Origin of the sequence: Streptomyces sp. T12, from assembly GCF_028736035.1 — a bacterium.
Taxonomy (GTDB): Bacteria; Actinomycetota; Actinomycetes; order Streptomycetales; family Streptomycetaceae; genus Streptomyces.
In genome coordinates, this window is sequence record NZ_CP117866.1 from 1,930,448 (window position 1) to 1,947,336 (window position 16,889).

Annotated in this window: 14 protein-coding genes; 5 read left to right on the top strand and 9 right to left on the bottom strand. The window is 71.2% G+C overall.

Features of this window, described 5'->3' with window-relative positions; all coding sequences use genetic code 11:
- The first annotated feature begins 170 nt into the window (after positions 1 to 170).
- On the top strand, positions 171 to 1,373 hold the full coding sequence (locus PBV52_RS08535) for an amino acid deaminase/aldolase (protein WP_274237678.1): 1,203 nt from the start codon (positions 171 to 173) through the stop codon (positions 1,371 to 1,373).
- Positions 1,374 to 1,402: 29 nt separating this feature from the next.
- Here PBV52_RS08535 and PBV52_RS08540 read toward each other — a convergent pair whose 3' ends face one another.
- From PBV52_RS08540 to PBV52_RS08555, 4 genes are read right to left on the bottom strand one after another with little or no spacing between them, the layout of a single operon-like run.
- Entirely contained in the window at positions 1,403 to 2,317 is a 915-nt protein-coding gene (locus PBV52_RS08540; RefSeq protein WP_274249336.1) for a DUF2510 domain-containing protein, read from the bottom strand.
- Between the two features lie 26 nt (positions 2,318 to 2,343).
- A complete protein-coding gene (locus tag PBV52_RS08545; RefSeq protein ID WP_274237679.1) occupies positions 2,344 to 3,135 on the bottom strand; it encodes a 3-oxoacyl-ACP reductase in 792 nt (263 codons plus the stop codon).
- Between the two features lie 7 nt (positions 3,136 to 3,142).
- The gene (locus PBV52_RS08550) at positions 3,143 to 4,513 is read right to left on the bottom strand and encodes an aldehyde dehydrogenase (RefSeq protein WP_274237680.1); all 1,371 of its coding nucleotides are present in this window, start codon (positions 4,511 to 4,513) and stop codon (positions 3,143 to 3,145) included.
- Between the two features lie 23 nt (positions 4,514 to 4,536).
- Positions 4,537 to 5,907: a glutamine synthetase family protein gene (locus tag PBV52_RS08555; RefSeq protein ID WP_274237681.1), complete on the bottom strand. Its 1,371-nt coding sequence runs from the start codon at positions 5,905 to 5,907 to the stop codon at positions 4,537 to 4,539.
- A gap of 87 nt (positions 5,908 to 5,994) precedes the next feature.
- Between PBV52_RS08555 and PBV52_RS08560 the strand changes: the two genes are divergently transcribed.
- The 3 genes from PBV52_RS08560 (at position 5,995) to PBV52_RS08570 (ending at position 9,076) form a co-directional block, all read left to right on the top strand.
- Complete coding sequence (locus PBV52_RS08560) at positions 5,995 to 6,741, top strand: FadR/GntR family transcriptional regulator (protein ID WP_274237682.1); 747 nt, start codon at positions 5,995 to 5,997, stop codon at positions 6,739 to 6,741.
- A 184-nt stretch (positions 6,742 to 6,925) separates the two neighbouring features.
- Positions 6,926 to 8,368, top strand: coding sequence for an ethanolamine permease (eat, locus tag PBV52_RS08565; protein WP_274237683.1), 1,443 nt, complete (start codon positions 6,926 to 6,928; stop codon positions 8,366 to 8,368).
- Positions 8,369 to 8,389: 21 nt separating this feature from the next.
- Positions 8,390 to 9,076, top strand: coding sequence for a gamma-glutamyl-gamma-aminobutyrate hydrolase family protein (locus PBV52_RS08570; RefSeq protein ID WP_274237684.1), 687 nt, complete (start codon positions 8,390 to 8,392; stop codon positions 9,074 to 9,076).
- A gap of 226 nt (positions 9,077 to 9,302) precedes the next feature.
- Here the strand turns inward: PBV52_RS08570 and PBV52_RS08575 are convergent, their stop codons facing one another.
- Entirely contained in the window at positions 9,303 to 10,226 is a 924-nt protein-coding gene (locus tag PBV52_RS08575) for a LysR family transcriptional regulator (protein ID WP_274237685.1), read from the bottom strand.
- A 70-nt stretch (positions 10,227 to 10,296) separates the two neighbouring features.
- On the opposite strand from PBV52_RS08575, the gene PBV52_RS08580 reads away from it, so the two are divergent.
- Positions 10,297 to 11,421 (top strand): TDT family transporter, encoded by a 1,125-nt coding sequence (locus tag PBV52_RS08580; RefSeq protein WP_274237686.1) that lies wholly within the window; start codon positions 10,297 to 10,299, stop codon positions 11,419 to 11,421.
- Here PBV52_RS08580 and PBV52_RS08585 read toward each other — a convergent pair.
- From PBV52_RS08585 to PBV52_RS08600, 4 genes are all read right to left on the bottom strand, one after another.
- Positions 11,333 to 12,052, bottom strand: a complete 720-nt coding sequence (locus PBV52_RS08585) for a helical backbone metal receptor (protein ID WP_274237687.1) — start codon at positions 12,050 to 12,052, stop codon at positions 11,333 to 11,335. The genes PBV52_RS08580 and PBV52_RS08585 overlap by 89 nt on opposite strands.
- Positions 12,052 to 12,621, bottom strand: a complete 570-nt coding sequence (locus PBV52_RS08590) for a helix-turn-helix domain-containing protein (RefSeq protein ID WP_062709954.1) — start codon at positions 12,619 to 12,621, stop codon at positions 12,052 to 12,054. The genes PBV52_RS08585 and PBV52_RS08590 overlap by 1 nt, the downstream gene beginning before the upstream one ends.
- Before the next feature lie 481 nt (positions 12,622 to 13,102).
- A complete protein-coding gene (locus tag PBV52_RS08595) occupies positions 13,103 to 15,733 on the bottom strand; it encodes an ABC transporter permease/substrate binding protein (RefSeq protein ID WP_274237688.1) in 2,631 nt (876 codons plus the stop codon).
- The gene (locus PBV52_RS08600) at positions 15,726 to 16,814 is read right to left on the bottom strand and encodes a glycine betaine/L-proline ABC transporter ATP-binding protein (protein WP_274237689.1); all 1,089 of its coding nucleotides are present in this window, start codon (positions 16,812 to 16,814) and stop codon (positions 15,726 to 15,728) included. Before PBV52_RS08600 ends, PBV52_RS08595 begins: the two co-directional genes overlap by 8 nt.
- Positions 16,815 to 16,889: the final 75 nt, after the last annotated feature.

A 16,889-nucleotide genomic window follows, 5' to 3' on the forward strand; every position in this document is an offset into this window, starting at 1 on the left:
GGGCGGGGCGTCATCCCGGCGCGGTCGTGCGGCCGGGGCTTTCCCCACACATGCGTGCGCGTCACTCTACGGGTTGATCCTGGGCGAACGGGAACCAGTCCGGGACCCCGTGTGCATCTGCCCGGAACATCCCCCTACCCTGCGGTAATCCTGCATGGCAGGCTTCGTTCATGACTGCGCGCGCCGCCGACCGGGCCCGTTACGACCGGGCCACCGCCCCTCTCGACGCCCCTCTCGCGATCGTGGACCTGGACGCCTTCGACGCCAACGCGGACGACCTCGTCCGCCGGGCCGGTGGAAAGCCGATCCGCGTCGCCAGCAAGTCCGTACGCTGCCGTGCCCTGCTGGAGCGGGTGCTCGCGAAGGACGGGTTCGCGGGGATCATGTCCTTCACGCTCGCCGAGTCCCTGTGGCTGGCACGGTCCGGGTTCGACGACGTCCTCCTCGCCTATCCGTCCGCCGACCGCGCCGCCTTCGCCGAGCTGGCCGGCGATCCCAAGCTCGCCTCCGCCGTCACCGTGATGATCGACGATCCGGCACAGCTCCGGCTCATCGACGAGTCCCGGGAGGGGGGACGTGAAGTCGTCCGGGTCTGCCTGGAGTTGGACACCTCGCTGAAGCTGCTCGGCGGGCGCGTGCGGGTCGGGGCCCGGCGTTCGCCGCTGCACTCTCCCGCGCAGGTCGCCGACATGGCTCGGGTCGTCGCCCGGCGGCCCGGGTTCGAGCTGGTCGGGATCATGGCGTACGAGGGGCACATCGCCGGGGTCGGGGACGCCGTGGCGGGGCGGCCGCTGCGGTCGCGTGCCGTGCGGCTGATGCAGGCCGCCGCGCGCCGGGAACTGGCCGAGCGACGGGCCGAGGTGGTGCGGGCGGTGCGGGCCGTGGCGCCGGGGCTTGAGTTCGTCAACGGCGGCGGGACCGGCAGTGTGCAGCACACCGCCGCCGAGGACTCCGTCACCGAGATCGGGGCCGGGTCGGGGCTGTATGTGCCGCGGCTGTTCGACAACTACACATCCTTCAGCGGGCGTCCGGCCGCGCTGTTCGCCCAGCCGGTCGTGCGCCGGCCGGGGGTCGGGGTGGTGACCGTGCTCGGCGGTGGGTATCCGGCCTCGGGTGCGGCCGGGCCCGACCGGCTGCCGGTGCCGTATCTGCCTCAGGGGCTGCGGTACGACCCTCAGGAGGGGCCCGGCGAGGTGCAGACGCCGCTGCTCGGCTCCCCCGCCGACGATCTGCTGATCGGCGACAAGGTGTGGTTCCGGCACGCCAAGGCGGGTGAGCTGTGCGAGCGGTTCGAGATGCTCCATCTCATCGAGGGGGACTCCGTGACGGCCACCGTGCCGACGTATCGGGGTGAGGGGCACACCTTCCTCTAGCTCAGTTCCTGCAGCGCAGTTCCCGCGGCTCAGTCCGTCGTGGGCCGGATGCCCCGCGTGAAGCGGTCCATGTCGGCCAGGGGCGGCCCGTCCTCGCCCGCGTCGAAGACGTAGCGGACGAGGACCGGCGCCCCGGTGCCGACGGGGGACGCGAAGGCGAGGGACTGGACGTAGCCGCCCGGTCCCTCGGCGGTCGTGACCCGCCAGCGCACGAAGTAGCCGGTGCGGCCCGCCACCTTGACCGGGCCGGACTTGACGACCTGGTGGGACTCGATGCCACCGAAGGGGCGCCGACCGAGGCGGTCGCGGTCGTAGGCCTCGTCGGCCGCCTCCTTGATGTCCGTCTTGGCGAGGGCCTCGGGGGACGTCTCGCCGTTCTGGGTCGCCGTGCGCGAGATGACCTTGCCGTGCCGGCAGAAGCCGAAGTCGTCGCCGGGGCATTCGTAGGTGCCGTCCGTGGACATGAGGACGTCGGGCTCGGTGAAGGTCTGTGGCCTGACCCAGCCGTCGAGCAACGGCAGGGTGATGCCGTTGAGTTGGTCCTCCACGACGGCCGGGTCGTCGGCGGAGGGCTCGGAGGTGGACTCCGAGGGGGTGGGGGTGGGGGTGTCGGTGGCCGGCTCGCGGGGCGCGGGCTCCGAAGTCGCGAGCGTCGGCGCGGTGTTCACCTCCGGGCCCCCCTCGTCCTTGCCGAGCACGATCGCGCCCGTGACGATCGCGGAGACCAGGACGGCTCCGGCGGCGGTGAGGGCGATGACCCTGGACCGCTGCGCGGCGACATCACCGGCGGGCGATGGGCCGGGCACCGGCGGGCCGGGCGGCGTCGGCACCGGCGGTCCCGGAACCTCGGGAGCGCGCCGGTGCTCGGTCCAGGCCGTTCCGTCCCACCAGCGCTCCAGGTGCGGGGCCTTGGGGTCGCGGTACCAGCCGGGCGAGGGTGTCATGCTCATCCCGGCCACTGTAGGGCGGCCTACAGCGGCGTGACGTACGCCCCCGAGATTCCGCCGTCGACCAGGAAGTCGGTGGCGTTGACGAAGGAGGAGTCGTCGCTGGCCAGGAAGGCGACGGCGGCGGCGATCTCGTCGGCCTCGGCGAAACGGCCGACCGGGATGTGGACGAGGCGGCGCGCGGCGCGCTCCGGGTCCTTGGCGAACAGCTCCTGGAGGAGGGGGGTGTTGACCGGTCCCGGGCACAGGGCGTTGACCCGGATGCCGTCTCGGGCGAACTGCACGCCCAGTTCGCGGGACATGGCCAGCACGCCGCCCTTGGAGGCCGTGTACGAGATCTGGGAGGTGGCCGCGCCCATCCGGGCCACGAAGGACGCCGTGTTGATGATGGAGCCCTTGCCCTGCTGCCGCATGTAGGGGATGGCGGCCTTGCAGCACAGGTAGACGGAGGTCAGGTTGACCTCCTGGACGCGCTTCCAGGCCTCCAGGCCGGTCTCCAGGATGGAGTCGTCGTCGGGCGGCGAGATGCCGGCGTTGTTGAAGGCGATGTCGACGCTGCCGTAGGTGTCGTACGCCGTCTTGAACAGCGCCTCGACCTGCTCGGCGTCGGTGACGTCGACCTTCACGAAGATCCCGCCGGTTTCCTCGGCGGCGGCCTTGCCGCGCTGCTCGTCGACGTCGCCGCAGACGACGTGAGCGCCCTCGGAGGCGAGTCGGCGGGCAGTGGCGAGGCCGATGCCGCTGCCGGCTCCGGTGATGACGGCCGTACGGCCCACCAGGCGGCGGCAGATGGTTCCCTCGGTGTTGTCGGTCATGAGCGGCTCAGGCCTCCGTGCTGATGAAGACGTTCTTGGTTTCGGTGAAGGCGGTCAGGGCGTCCGGGCCCAGCTCGCGGCCGATGCCGGACTGCTTGAAGCCGCCGAAGGGGGTCCAGTAGCGGACGCTGGAGTGGGAGTTGACGGACAGGTTGCCGGCCCGGACCGCCTGGGAGACGCGCAGGGCGCGGCCGACGTCACGGGTCCAGATGGAGCCGGAGAGGCCGTAGTCGGTGGCGTTGGCGAGGGCCACGGCCTGCGCCTCGTCCTCGAAGGGGAGCACTACGGCGACCGGGCCGAAGACCTCCTCGACGGCCACGCGCGCGCGTGGGTCGACGCCGGTGAGGACGGTGGGCGGGAACCAGAAGCCCGGGCCCTCGGGGGCCTTGCCCCGGATGCCGTCGGCGCCTGAGTCGACGTACGAACGCACCCGGTCCAGCTGGGCCTTGGAGATGAGCGGGCCCATGTCGGTCTTCTCGTCGGCCGGGTCACCGACCGTCACCGCCTCGATCGCCGGGCTCAGCAGCTCCAGGAACCGGTCGTAGGCGGAGCGCTGGACGAGGATGCGGGTGCGGGCGCAGCAGTCCTGGCCGGAGTTGTCGAGGAAGGACATGGGGGTGGCGGCCGCGGCGGCTTCGAGGTCGGCGTCGTCGAAGACGATGTTGGGGCTCTTGCCGCCGAGTTCGAGGGTGACGCGCTTGAGGAGCGCCGAGCCCTTCGCCAACACCTGTTTGCCCACGGTCGTTGACCCGGTGAAGACGATCTTCGCGACACCCGGGTGCTCGACGAGGGCGTTGCCCGCGACGGGACCGTGGCCGGGAAGGACCTGGAACAGCCCCTCCGGAAGGCCTGCCTCCAGGGCGAGTTCGGACAGCCGCATCGCGGTCAGCGGGGTGGTCTCGGCGGGCTTGAGGAGGACGGCATTGCCTGCCGCGAGCGCCGGGGCCGTGCCCCAGGCCGCGATCGGCATCGGGAAGTTCCAGGGGGCGATGACGCCCACGACGCCGAGCGGTTCGAGGATCGTCACGTCCAGGCCGCCGGGCACCGGGATCTGGCGTCCCGTCAGCCGTTCCACTCCCCCGGCCGCGTAGTCCAGCAGATCGCGGACGTTGCCCGCCTCCCAGCGGGCGTTGCCGACGGTGTGCCCGGCCTCGCGGACCTCCAACTGGGCCAGTTCTTCGAGGTGTTCGTCGACCGCGACGGCGAAACGGCGGAGCAGCCGGGCGCGTTCGCCGGGGGCGAGGGCCGCCCACGCGGACTGCGCCTTCGTGGCGCGTACGACGGCCGCGTCCACGTCGGCCGCGGTGGCCGCCGGGACGGTGGCCACGACCTCCTCGGTGGCGGGGTTCAGTACTTCCAGTACGTGCTCGGAAGACATGTACTCGGCAGACAAGAAGGGCCTCACATACGTTCGAAGGAGCGGCGCAGCTCCCAGTCGGTGACCGCGGCGTCGAAGGCGTCCAGCTCGACGCGCGCCATGTTGCGGTAGTGCGCGACGACCTCGTCGCCGAAGGCCGCCTTGGCGATCGGGCTGTTCTCCCAGAGCTCGGCGGCCTCGCGCAGCGTGGTGGGGACGTGCGCGAAGTCGGCGGCGTAGGCGTTGCCGGGGCAGGGCTCGGGCAGCTCCAGCTTCTGCTCGATGCCGTAGAGGCCGGCCGCGACCAGTCCGGCCACCGCGAGGTACGGGTTGACGTCGCCGCCGGGGAGCCGGTTCTCGAAGCGCATCGAGCGGCCGTGGCCGACGACGCGCAGGGCACAGGTGCGGTTGTCGTAGCCCCAGGCGACGGCGGTCGGGGCGAAGGAGCCCGGCTGGAACCGCTTGTAGGAGTTGATGTTGGGGGCGTAGAGCAGCGAGAAGTCCCGCAGGGCGGCCAGCTGTCCGGCGAGGAAGTGCCGCATGACCTCGGACATGCCACCGGGGTCGTCCGAGGAGCCCGCCATGGCGTTGTTCCCGGCCGGGTCGGCGAGCGAGAGGTGGATGTGGCAGGAGTTGCCCTCGCGCTCGTTGTACTTGGCCATGAAGGTGATCGAGACGCCCTCCTGGGCGGCGATCTCCTTGGTGCCGGTCTTGTAGACGGCGTGCTGGTCGCAGGTGACCAGGGCGTCGTCGTACTTGAAGGCGATCTCGTGCTGGCCGGGGTTGCATTCGCCCTTGGCGGACTCGACGGTGAGCCCGGCGCCCGTCATCTCGTTGCGGATGCGGCGCAGCAGCGGCTCGATCCGGCCGGTCCCCAGCACCGAGTAGTCGATGTTGTACTGGTTGGCCGGGGTCAGCCCGCGGTAGTTCGCGTCCCAGGCCTGCTCGTAGGTGTCCTTGAAGACGATGAACTCCAGCTCGGTGCCGACCTTGGCGGTGTAACCGTGCTCGGCGAGGCGCTCCAGCTGGCGGCGCAGGATCTGGCGGGGTGCGGCGACCACGGGCGAGCCGTCGTTCCAGGCGAGGTCGGCGACGAGCATGGCCGTACCGGCGTTCCAGGGCAGGCGGCGGAGCGTGGCCAGGTCGGGGTGCATGGCGAAGTCGCCGTAGCCGCGGTCCCAGGAGGACATGGCGTAGCCGTCGACGGTGTTCATCTCGGTGTCGACGGCGAGGAGGTAGTTGCAGCCCTCGGTGCCGTGGTGGAGGACCTCGTCGAGGAAGAAGCGGGCGGCGAACCGCTTGCCCTGGAGCCGCCCTTGCATATCGGGGAAGGCCAGGACGACAGTGTCGATCTCACCGCCTGCGACGAGGGCGTGCAGCTCCTCGACGCTCAGCGGGGGTGTGCGGTCTGCCACGGGAGAGCCTCCATTCGGCTTACTTCGGTCAGCCGGGAGCCATAAGGTATTGCCCAGGACCATTGATTGGGAAGGGGGTCCGGCCATATGTCGCAGGCGGGCACGGAGCACGGGGCGCCCGGGGCCGACGACCGGCTGACGTCGGTGCTGCGTCCGGTGCGGGCCGGCAACGGCTTCGAGGAGGCCCTGGAGCAGATCCTCCAGGTCGTCCGGCTCGGCCTGGTGCCGGGCGGTGAACGGCTGCCCGCGGAGCGCGAGCTGGCCGACCGGCTCGGGATCAGCCGGGTGACGCTGCGCGAAGTGCTGAAGGTGCTCCAGGACCAGGGCCTGGTGGAGTCGCGGCGCGGGCGCTACGGCGGCACGTTCGTGCTGCCGCGCCCCGAGACTCCCGGCGAGGAGGAGCTGCGCCGCCGCCTGAAGGACGTGGACGTCGAGGACACGCTGCGCTTCCGCGAGGTGCTGGAGGTGGGTGCGGCCGGGCTGTGCGCGGCGCACGGGCTGGAGGAGGAGCAGGCGGACCGGCTGCGCGAGGCCCTGGCGCGCACGCACGACGCCCCGCTCGCCGAGTACCGCCGCCTGGACACCCTGCTGCACCTGACGCTCGCCGAGCTGTCCGGCTCCCCCACGCTCACCGCCCAGTACGCGGCCGTCCGCGCGAGCGTCAACGACCTGCTCGACTGCATCCCGCTCCTGGTACGCAACCTGGAGCACTCGCAGCGGCAGCACGCCGCCCTGGTGGAGGCCGTGATCGAGGGCAACGCCGAGTGCGCGCGGGAGATCATGCGCGAGCACTGCGGGGGCACGGCGGCGCTGCTGCGCGGCTTCCTCGGCTGAGCCGCGGCACGTTCCGGTGAGCCAAGGATTTACGGGCGATTAACGCAGGGGTATTGCCTTCCCGTGGCCGACACCGCAAAGGTATGGATCGCAAAGGTATGGATCTATTCCATTGAGCCGGAGCTCGGTCGACCCCACCGTGCCCGGAAATGCCCGGTGTCCGCCGCCCGTGGGGAGTTGGCCCATGTCCCTGGAATCCACAAGCACACCCGCCCCCGAGGCGGACGACTATCTGGAGCGCAGAACGCTGCGCCGCGGCAGCGCCGGCTGGGTGCTGCTGACCGGTCTCGGCGTCGCCTACGTCGTCTCCGGCGACTACTCGGGCTGGAACTTCGGCCTCGCCGAAGGCGGCTTCGGGGGCCTGGCGATCGCCATGGTGCTCATGGGCGCGATGTACGCGTGCATGGTCTTCGCCCTCGCCGAGCTGTCCTCGATCCTGCCGACGGCGGGCGGCGGCTACGGCTTCGCACGCCGGGCGCTGGGCCCGTGGGGCGGCTTCCTGACGGGTACGGCGATCCTCATCGAGTACGTCCTCGCACCCGCCGCCATCGTCATCTTCATCGGCGACTACGTCGAGTCGCTGGGCCTGTTCGGCCTGGAGTCCGGCTGGCCGATGTACCTGGTCTGTTTCGCGATCTTCCTGGGCATCCACCTGTGGGGCGTGGGCGAGGCTCTGCGCTTCAGCTTCGTCGTGACCGGGATCGCGGTGGTCGCCCTGCTCGTGTTCGCGCTGGCGGCACTGCCCGACTTCTCCTTCGCGTCGCTGGACGACATCCCGGTCGACTCCTCGGCCACGGGGTCGAGCTCGTGGCTGCCGTTCGGCCTGCTCGGCATCTGGGCGGCGTTCCCCTTCGGGATGTGGTTCTTCCTGGGCGTCGAGGGCGTGCCGCTGGCCGCCGAGGAGACCAAGGAGCCGGCCCGCACGCTGCCGAAGGCGATCCGCTGGTCGATGGCCATCCTGGTGGTGCTGGCCGTGGTGACCTTCTTCGCGGCCGCCGGCGCGCGTGGCTCGGCGGCGATCCAGGAGGCGGGCAACCCGCTGGTCGAGGCGCTGCAGCCGGACGGCAAGGCCACGACGCTGAGCCGGATCGTGAACTACGCGGGTCTGGCGGGCCTGGTGGCATCGTTCTTCTCCTTGATCTACGCGGGCTCGCGCCAGCTGTTCGCCCTGTCCCGCGCGGGCTACCTGCCCCGCTTCCTCTCCCTCACCAGCCGCCGCAAGGCGCCGTACCTGGGCCTGCTGGTGCCCGGCACGATCGGCTTCCTGCTGGCGGCGGTGTCGGGCGACGGCGCCCGGATGCTGAACATCGCGGTCTTCGGCGCGACCATCTCCTACGCGCTGATGTCCCTGTCGCACATCGTGCTGCGCCGCCGCGAGCCGGAACTTCCGCGGCCGTACCGCACGCCGGGCGGCGTGCTGACGTCGTCGATCGCCCTGGTGCTGGCGTGCGCGGCGCTGGTGGCGACGTTCCTGGTGGACGTCACGGCGGCGTTGATCGCGCTGGCGGTGTACGTGGTCGCGATCGGGTACTTCGGCCTGTACAGCCGTAAGCGGCTGGTGGCGAAGGCGCCGGAGGAGGAGTTCGCGGCGCTGGCGGCGGCCGAGGCAGAGTTGGCACGGGACTGAACCGTCGACTGTGAGGGAGTTGTGGTGGCCAGGCCGTTGATCGGTGTCAGCACCTATCTGGAGTCCGGTGCGCGCTGGGGCGTGTGGGAGCTGGAGGCGGCGCTGCTGCCGGCCGGTTACCCGCGGCTGGTGCAGCGGGCCGGCGGCCTGGCCGCGATGCTCCCGCCGGACGACCCGGCGCACGCGGCCGCGGCCGTGGCCCGGCTGGACGGGCTGGTCATCGCGGGCGGCCCCGACGTGGAGCCCGTACGGTACGGCGCCGAGCCGCACCCCCGCACCGGGCCGCCGGCGCGGGCGCGGGACGCCTGGGAGCTGGCCCTGATCGACGCGGCGCTGGCCGCGGGCATCCCTCTGCTGGGTATCTGCCGGGGCATGCAACTGCTGAACGTCGCCCTCGGCGGCACGCTCGTCCAGCACATCGACGGGCACGCGGAGGTCGTGGGCGTGTTCGGCAGCCACACCGTGAAGCCGGTGCCGGGGAGTTTGTACGCCGGTGTCGTGCCCGAGGAGGCGTCGGTGCCGACGTATCACCACCAGGCCGTGGAGCGCCTGGGCGAGGGGCTTGTCGCGTCGGCGTATGCGGGGGACGGGACGGTGGAGGCGGTGGAACTGCCGTCCGGGGGTTGGGTGTTGGGGGTGCAGTGGCATCCGGAGATGGGGGAGGATCTGCGGGTGATGCGGGGGTTGGTGCGGGCGGCTGGTGGCTGACGGGAGTTTCTCGCCCCCGCCGCCCCTACCCGTCCCGTCCCTGGGGGCTGCCGCCCCCAGACCCCCGCTTCGGCCCTGAACGGGCCTCGTCCTCAAACGCCGGACGGGCTGAAATCAGCCCCTCCGGCGTTTGAGGAGCGGGGGTCCAGGGGGCAGAGCCCCTGGCGGGGTCGAAGGGGCTCCGCCCCTTCAGGATGGGACGGGTAGGGGCGGCGGGGGCGAGGAACTACCCCCGCGTCAGCGACAGCAGGTCCCGCGCCGGGCCCACCGGGCGGTGGCCCGTCGGCCACACCGCCCGCAGGTCCCGCGCCAAGGACACATCCGCCACCGGCACGCTCACCAGACGCCGCATCGCCAGTTCCTCCCCCACGGCGAGCTCGCTCAGCACCGCCGGCCCCGCCCCGCTCACCGCGGCCGCCTTGACCGCGGTCGTCGAGGACAGCTCGATCAGCGGACGGGCCAGCCCGCCCAGCGCCGCGTCCAGGACCTGTCGCGTACCCGAGCCCTCCTCACGGAGGATCAGCGGAGTCACCGCGAGCTCCGAGGCCTCCAGCGGCCGTCGGCGCCGGGACCAGGCGTGGCCCGGCGCTGTCACCACGATCAGGTTGTCGTGGGCGATGACCACGGAGTCCAGCCCCGTCGGAGCGGTCAGCCCCTCCACGAACCCCAGGTCCGCCTCGTCCGCCAGCAGCCGCTCCGCCACCGCCGCCGAGTTCCCGGCGAGCAGCGACACCGCCGTGTCCGGGCGCTGGGCGCGCAGCGCGAGGAGCCACCCCGGCAGCAGGTACTCCGCGATCGTCATGCTCGCCGCCACCCGCAGCCGCGAGTCACGCCGGTCCCGCAACGCCTGCGCGCCCACGTCGAAGGCATCCGCGGCCTCCACGATGCGCCGCGCCCAGTCCGTCACCAGCGCCCCGGCGTCCGTGAGCCGGGAGCCCCTCGGCGACCTGTCGACCAGGGCCACGCCCAACTGCCGTTCCATCGAGCGGATCCGGCTGCTCGCCGCCGGCTGGGTGATCCCCAACTCGCGCGCCGCCCCGCCCAGACTGCCGAGCCGCGCCACCGCCAGCAACAGCTCCAGCGCGCCGAGATCCGGGACGCGATGTGCCAGGGTTCCCGCGCGAAACTGCCCCTCCGCCGCTTGAGTCATAAGCCCAGTTTATGTCGCCATAGAGGCAAACTCCCTGGTGGTGCGCAATTCACGCGGTGACCCTGAGCTCATGGTCACCGCCGTCCGTCATCTCGGACCCAACTGGTACGCGTCCGTCATGGGCACCGCCGCCGTCGCCACCGCCGGAGCCGGACTGCCGCTGCACCTCCCCGGCCTGCGTACCGCCTGCACGGCCGTCTGGGCCCTCTCCCTCGCCCTGCTCGTCGCCCTGCTCGGCGCCCGTGCCCTGCACTGGACCCACCACCGTGACCAGGCCCGCGCCCACCTCCTCGACCCGGCCACGGCGCCCTTCTACGGCTGCCTGGCCATGGCCCTGTCGGCCGTCGGCAGCGGTGCCCTGACCGTCGGCCGGGACTGGATCGGGACCGGCGCGGCGGTCGCGCTCGACGCCGTGCTGTTCACCGCCGGTACGGTCGTCGGGCTGGCGGCCGCGATCGCCGTCCCGTACCTCATGGCCGTACGTCACCGCGCAGAACCGTCACAGGCCACGCCCGTGTGGCTGCTGCCGCTCGTCGCGCCCATGGTGTCCGCCGCGCTCGGGCCGCTCCTGGTGCCGCATCTGCCGCCCGGGCAGGCCCAGGAGACCCTGCTGCTCGCCTGCTTCGCGATGTTCGGGCTGAGTCTGCTCGCCACGTTGCTGATGCTGCCGCTGGTCTTCGCCCGGCTGGTCGCGGGCGGGCCCCTGCCCCTCGCCCTCACCCCGACCCTGTTCCTGGTGCTGGGTCCGCTCGGGCAGTCGACCACCGCCGTCGGCATGTTCGCCGACGTCGCACCCGGCGTGGTCCCGGCGCCGTACAGCCAGGGCTTCGGCGTTCTCGCGGTGCTCTACGGCGTGCCCGTCATGGGCTTCGCGCTCCTGTGGATCGGGCTCGCCACCGCCCACGTGCTGCGGGCTCGGCGGCACGGGATGGCGTTCGCGATGACGTGGTGGGCGTTCACCTTCCCCGTCGGCACCTGTGTCACCGGCGCCGGGGCACTCGCCCGGCACACCGGGCTCGGGATCTACGGCCTCCTCTCCATCGGGCTGTATGTCGTGCTCGTCGGCGCGTGGGCCGTCGCCGCCGTTTGCACCGCCCGCGGTCTGCTCAGCGGTGCGCTGCTCGCAGGGCCTCGGACAGCACCTGCGGTGCCTCGGCCAGTGACGGGCCGTACCACGTCAGGTGCCGTCCGCTGACGAGTGCGCAGGGCAGGCCGGAGAACGCCTCCGGGCCGTCGTCGGCCGTGAAGCGGTACGGCTCGTCGGGGAGGACGACGACGTCCGGGGCCGCTGCTCGCAGATCGTCCAGGGGGATGCGGGGGTAGCGGTCCTCGTGGGTCGCGTAGAGGTGGTCCACGCCGAGGCGGGTCAGTACGTCGCCCGCGAAGGTGTCGCGGCCCAGCACCATCCAGGGGCGCCGCCAGATCGGGACCACGGCCGTCGTCCGGCGTTCGGGGAGCGGCAGCGACGACCAGGTCCGCTCCGCCTCGTCCAGCCAGCGCGGGCGGGCCGTCACTCCGCAGGCGTCCAGCACGCGCGCCAGTTCCCGGAAGGCCTGCGGGACCTCCCGCACCTCGGTCACCAGGACCTCGATGCCGGCCGCGCGGAGGGCGGCGAGGTCGGGCTCGCGGTTCTCCTCCTCGTTGGCGATCACCAGGTCGGGGGCGAGGGCGACGATCCGGTCGACCTTGGGATTCTTGGTGCCGCCGACGCGGGTGACGTCCAGGTCGGCCGGATGGCTGCACCAGTCCGTGGCGCCGACGAGGGTGCCGGGGGCCGAGACGGCCACGGCCTCCGTCAGGGACGGCACCAGGGAGACGACGCGCATCAGCGCCCCGGCCGGTCCCGGACCGCCTCGATGTGCTCCGCCACCGCGACGACGACCACGCGCGTGTCCGGCACGGTCGCCCGCCAGCGGTGGCGCACTCCGCCGGTCAGGTACAGGGTGTCGCCGCGGCCGAGGCGGTACGCGCGCCCCTCCGCCTCGATCTCCACGGCGCCGTCGGCGACGTACATCAACTGGTCGTTGCGGTACTGGAATTCACGGCCCGCGTCATGGTCGCCGGTGAACTCCGAGGCATGCATCTGATGGTGACCGCGCACCAGGGACCGCACCCGGGGTTCCGGCGCCAGCTCCGTGCCGTCGGCCCGCACCACGTCCACACTGCACGCCGGGTCGGCCGCGGCGAGGAGTTCGACGGCGGTCGTACGCAGCGCGTCGGCGACCTTTTCCAGGGAGCTTCTGCTCGGGCGCGCCCGGTCGTTCTCGACCTGGCTCAGGAAGGGCACCGAAAGGCCGCTGCGCTCGGCGACGACGGCAAGGGTGAGGTCCAGCGCGCGGCGCCGCCGCCGCACGGCCGCGCCCACTCGAAGGGACTGTTCTTTGTGGTCGCCCATCGCTTCGGCTCCCTCCTTCGCTCGTCGGTCCGATGTCCTCGCGCCCGCTTCCCGGGGCACACCTTCTGTTGAGTTCTCTGCACCCTACGCATGTTCGGCAAACCGTTTCATGCGCCCGTCACATCGACGGCACAGCAGGGGGAGTACGACCCATCGGTTCGCGCCAGCGGGATCGGCTGCCGGACGCGTCGGCCGCCCGCGCGGCACCGCTGACTCCCGATCAGCACGAGTACCCCGTGTTCATTTCAATGCTGCGGCGGCCTCCTGTGTTCCCTCGTGGTCGCGGGTGGCGTGCCTGGCCGGGACTGAAGGGCTCGGGGGGGGTGGCGTAGCGCTGTGTGGTTGGCCGGATCCCTCTCGTAGGCGCGGACGGGTCTCGGTCCGGACGATGCCGGCGGTGACGCAAACAGCGCCGGGTGCGGGATTCACGTACGCGTGAATCCCGCACCCGGCGCATTTTTCTACATCAGGGCCTGCGGGGCTATCCCGTCACAGGCGCCAGCTTGTCCTCGATCCCCGGATTGGCGTCCATCCACCGGCGTGCCGATTCCTTCTCGTTTCCGGCGCCGCCCTTCTGGATCTCCACCTCCAGTGAGGCGAGTTGCCCCTCGGTCAGCTTGAAGTTCTTCAGCCAGCCGTTCAGTTCGGGGAATTCCCGGCCGAAGTCCTTCTTGGCCACGGTGTGGATCTGCTCGCCCTTGCCCCAGGCGCCCTCGGGGTCCTTGAGCTTCTTCAGGTCGTACTTGCCGTACGCCCAGTGCGGCGACCACAGCGTCACGACCACGGGCTCACGCTTCTTGATCGACCGGTCCAGCTCCGCCAGCATCGACGACGTACTCGACGACACGACCTTGTACTCGCCCTCCAGGCCGTACGCCTTCAGCACCGACTTGTTCAGCGTCCCCATCATCCCGGCACTCGCCTCGATGCCGATGATCTTCCCGCCGAACTCCTTCCCCCGACCCTTCAGATCAGCGAGCGAGTCGATGCCCTTCACATACGACGGCACCGTCAGCTCCAGCGACGTCGGCCCGTACCAGGCGCCCAGGTCGTCCAACTGGCCCTTGAAGCGGTCCACATACTCCTTGTGCGTGGTCGGCAGCCAGCCGTCCAGCTGCACATCCATCTGCCCCTGCGCGAGCGAGGTGTACAGCGGGCCGGGGTCGAGCTGTTCGACCTTCGGCTTGTAGCCGCGGTCCTCGAGGATGTTCTGCCACAGATAGGTGGCGGCGATGGCCTCGTCCCACGGGAAGTAGCCGATGTCCACGGTCTTGCCCGCGTCCCGGCCCTGCGCCTTCGCGCCGCCGGCGACCGGGGCGAGCTTGTCGACCAGGCCGGGGTTCTTCTTCAGCCAGGCGCGCACGCCGTCCTGCTCCTGGCCCTCGCCCGCCGCGCGGATGTCGTTCTCCAGGCTGGTCAGTTGCGTCTCGGTGAGCTTGAAGTCCTTCAGCCACTTCGCGACGGTCGGGTCCTTCTGGTCGAAGCCCTTGTGCGCGACGGTGTGGATCTGCTCGCCCTTGCCCCAGGCGCCCTCGGGGTCCTTGAGCTTCTTCAGGTCGTACTTGCCGTACGCCCAGTGCGGCGACCACAGCGTCACGACCACGGGCTCACGCTTCTTGATCGACCGGTCCAGCTCCGCCAGCATCGACGACGTACTCGACGACACGACCTTGTACTCGCCCTCCAGGCCGTACGCCTTCAGCACCGACTTGTTCAGCGTCCCCATCATCCCGGCACTCGCCTCGATGCCGATGATCTTCCCGCCGAACTCCTTCCCCCGACCCTTCAGATCAGCGAGCGAGTCGATGCCCTTCACATACGACGGCACCGTCAGCTCCAGCGACGTCGGCCCGTACCAGGCGCCGAGATCGTCGAGCTGGGAGCTGTACTTGTCCCAGTACGCCTTGTGCGTGGTCGGCAGCCAGGCGTCGGTCTGGAAGTCGATGTCGCCTCGGGCCACGCCCGAGTAGAGCGGACCGGGGTCGAGCTGCTTGACGTCGGTCGCGTAGCCGCGCTGCTCCAGGAGCTCCTTCCACAGGTACGTGGTGGCGGTGCCCTCGTCCCAGGGGATGTAGCCGATGTTGATCTTCTTGCCCTGGCCCACGTTCGTGCTGTTCCCGGCGGCGGTCTGCGCGCTGCCGTCGGAGCCGGTCAGGTTCATGCCGCCGGCGACGAGGGCGAGGACCACGACGCCGATGACCGCCACGGCGCCGCCCGGCTTGTAGCGCGCGAGCCTGAAGCGGCTCGCGGCGGCGCCCGCCGCCTTGGCCGCGGCGCGGCGCCCGAGCGGGGACACCCGCTGGCCCAGCGCGCCGGTCATCCGGTCCAGGTACATCGCGAGGACGACCACGGCCACACCGCTCTCGGCGGCCAGGCCGACCTTGAGCTGGGTGATGGCGGAGTAGACCTGCTCACCGAGGCCGCCGGCACCGGCCATGCCGCCGATGACCACCATCGACAGTGCCAGCATGATCACCTGGTTGACGCCGGCCATGATCGTCGGCAGCGCGAGCGGCAGCTGGACGCGTGCCAGTGTGGTGCGCTGACTGGTGCCGAACGCCTCGGCCGCCTCGATCAGCTCGCCGTCCACCTGCCGGATGCCGAGCTCCGTCATCCGCACGCCCGGTGGCATGGCGAAGATGATCGTCGCGAGGAGGCCGGGGGTGGTGCCGACGCCGAAGAACATGACGCCGGGGATGAGGTAGATGAAGGCCGGCATCGTCTGCATGACGTCGAGCACCGGCCGCAGCTGGGCGCTGATCCGGTTGCTGCGGGCGGCCCAGATGCCCAGCGGCACCGCGAAGACGATGGTGATGACCGCGGCGACGAGGACGAGCGAGAGCGTGTCCATCGCGTCGTCCCACAGCCCGAGCGAGTCGATCAGGGCGAGGCCGACGAAGGCCATGGCACCGGGCAGCAGACCGCGCAGCCAGCACGCGACCACGGCGAGGATGCCGGCCATCAGCAGCGGCTCGCCGCCGCCGAGGACGGCGTCGACAGCGTCGTACATGCCGCCGAGGGCGGCCTTGATGATGTCGAAAACCCAGGTCAGGTGGGACTGCAGCCAGTCCACCAGGTTTTCGATCCAGTCCCCGAAGTGGATCCTAGGCATTGGCGATCACCTTCCCGTCGCGGGTGCCGCGCGGGTTGTCGCAGGGCTCGGGCTCGCCCTGCTGGTCGCCGAGGAGGCCGACGAGGCGCTGTCTGGGGACGCGACCGACGAGGGTCCCCTTCGCGTCGAGGACTGCCACGGGGTGCGTCAGGCGGGCGCTGATCGCGCAGAGTTCGGTGAACGGTGTGTCCGGCGTCGCGGTCTCGCAGCCGCAGTTGACCTCGTCGCCGTGGACGTCCTCGTCCATGACGGCCGCCGCGGTCAGGACCCGGGAGCGGTCGACGTCCTGGATGAAGGAGGCGACGTAGTCGTTGGCCGGGCGGACCAGGATGTCCTCGGCGCTGCCGGTCTGGACGATGCGGCCGTCGCGCATGACCGCGATGCGGTCGCCGAGGCGCATGGCCTCGTTGAGGTCGTGGGTGATGAAGACGATCGTCTTCTTCAGGGTCTGCTGGAGCTGGAGCAGCTGGTCCTGCATGTCACGGCGGATCAGCGGGTCGAGCGCGCTGAAGGACTCGTCCATGAGGAGCAGGTCGGCGTCGGTGGCGAGGGCGCGGGCGAGACCCACGCGCTGCTGCATGCCGCCGGACAGCTCGTCGGGCCAGGACTTCTCCCAGCCGGCCAGACCGCACAGTTCCAGGGCCTCGGCGGCGCGCTTCTCGCGCTCGACGCGGGGCACGCCCTGGACCCCGAGGCCGTAGGCGGCGTTCTCCAGGACGCTGCGGTGCGGGAACAGCGCGAAGTGCTGGAACACCATGCTGATCTTCTGCGCGCGGACCTTACGCAGCTCACGGTCGCCGAGCGCGGTCAGGTCCTGGCCGTCGAAGCGGACGTGACCCGCGGTCGGCTCCAGAAGCCCGTTCAGCATGCGCAGCAAGGTGGACTTGCCGGACCCGGACAGGCCCATGACGACGAAGATCTGGCCCGGTTCCACGGTGAAGGAGGCGTCGATCACGGCGGCGGTGGTGCCGTCGGCGCGCAGCTCCTCCCGGTCGGCTCCCTGGCGGAGCCGCTCGACAGCCTCGTCCGGTCGTCTGCCGAACACCTTGTAGAGATGTTCGGCCTCAAGCCTGGATGACACGGGTACCTCTTGTCTCGACGGCAAATGAGAAGAGAGCGACGGGCGCAACAGTTGAATGCGCAAGCGCGTCGCTCC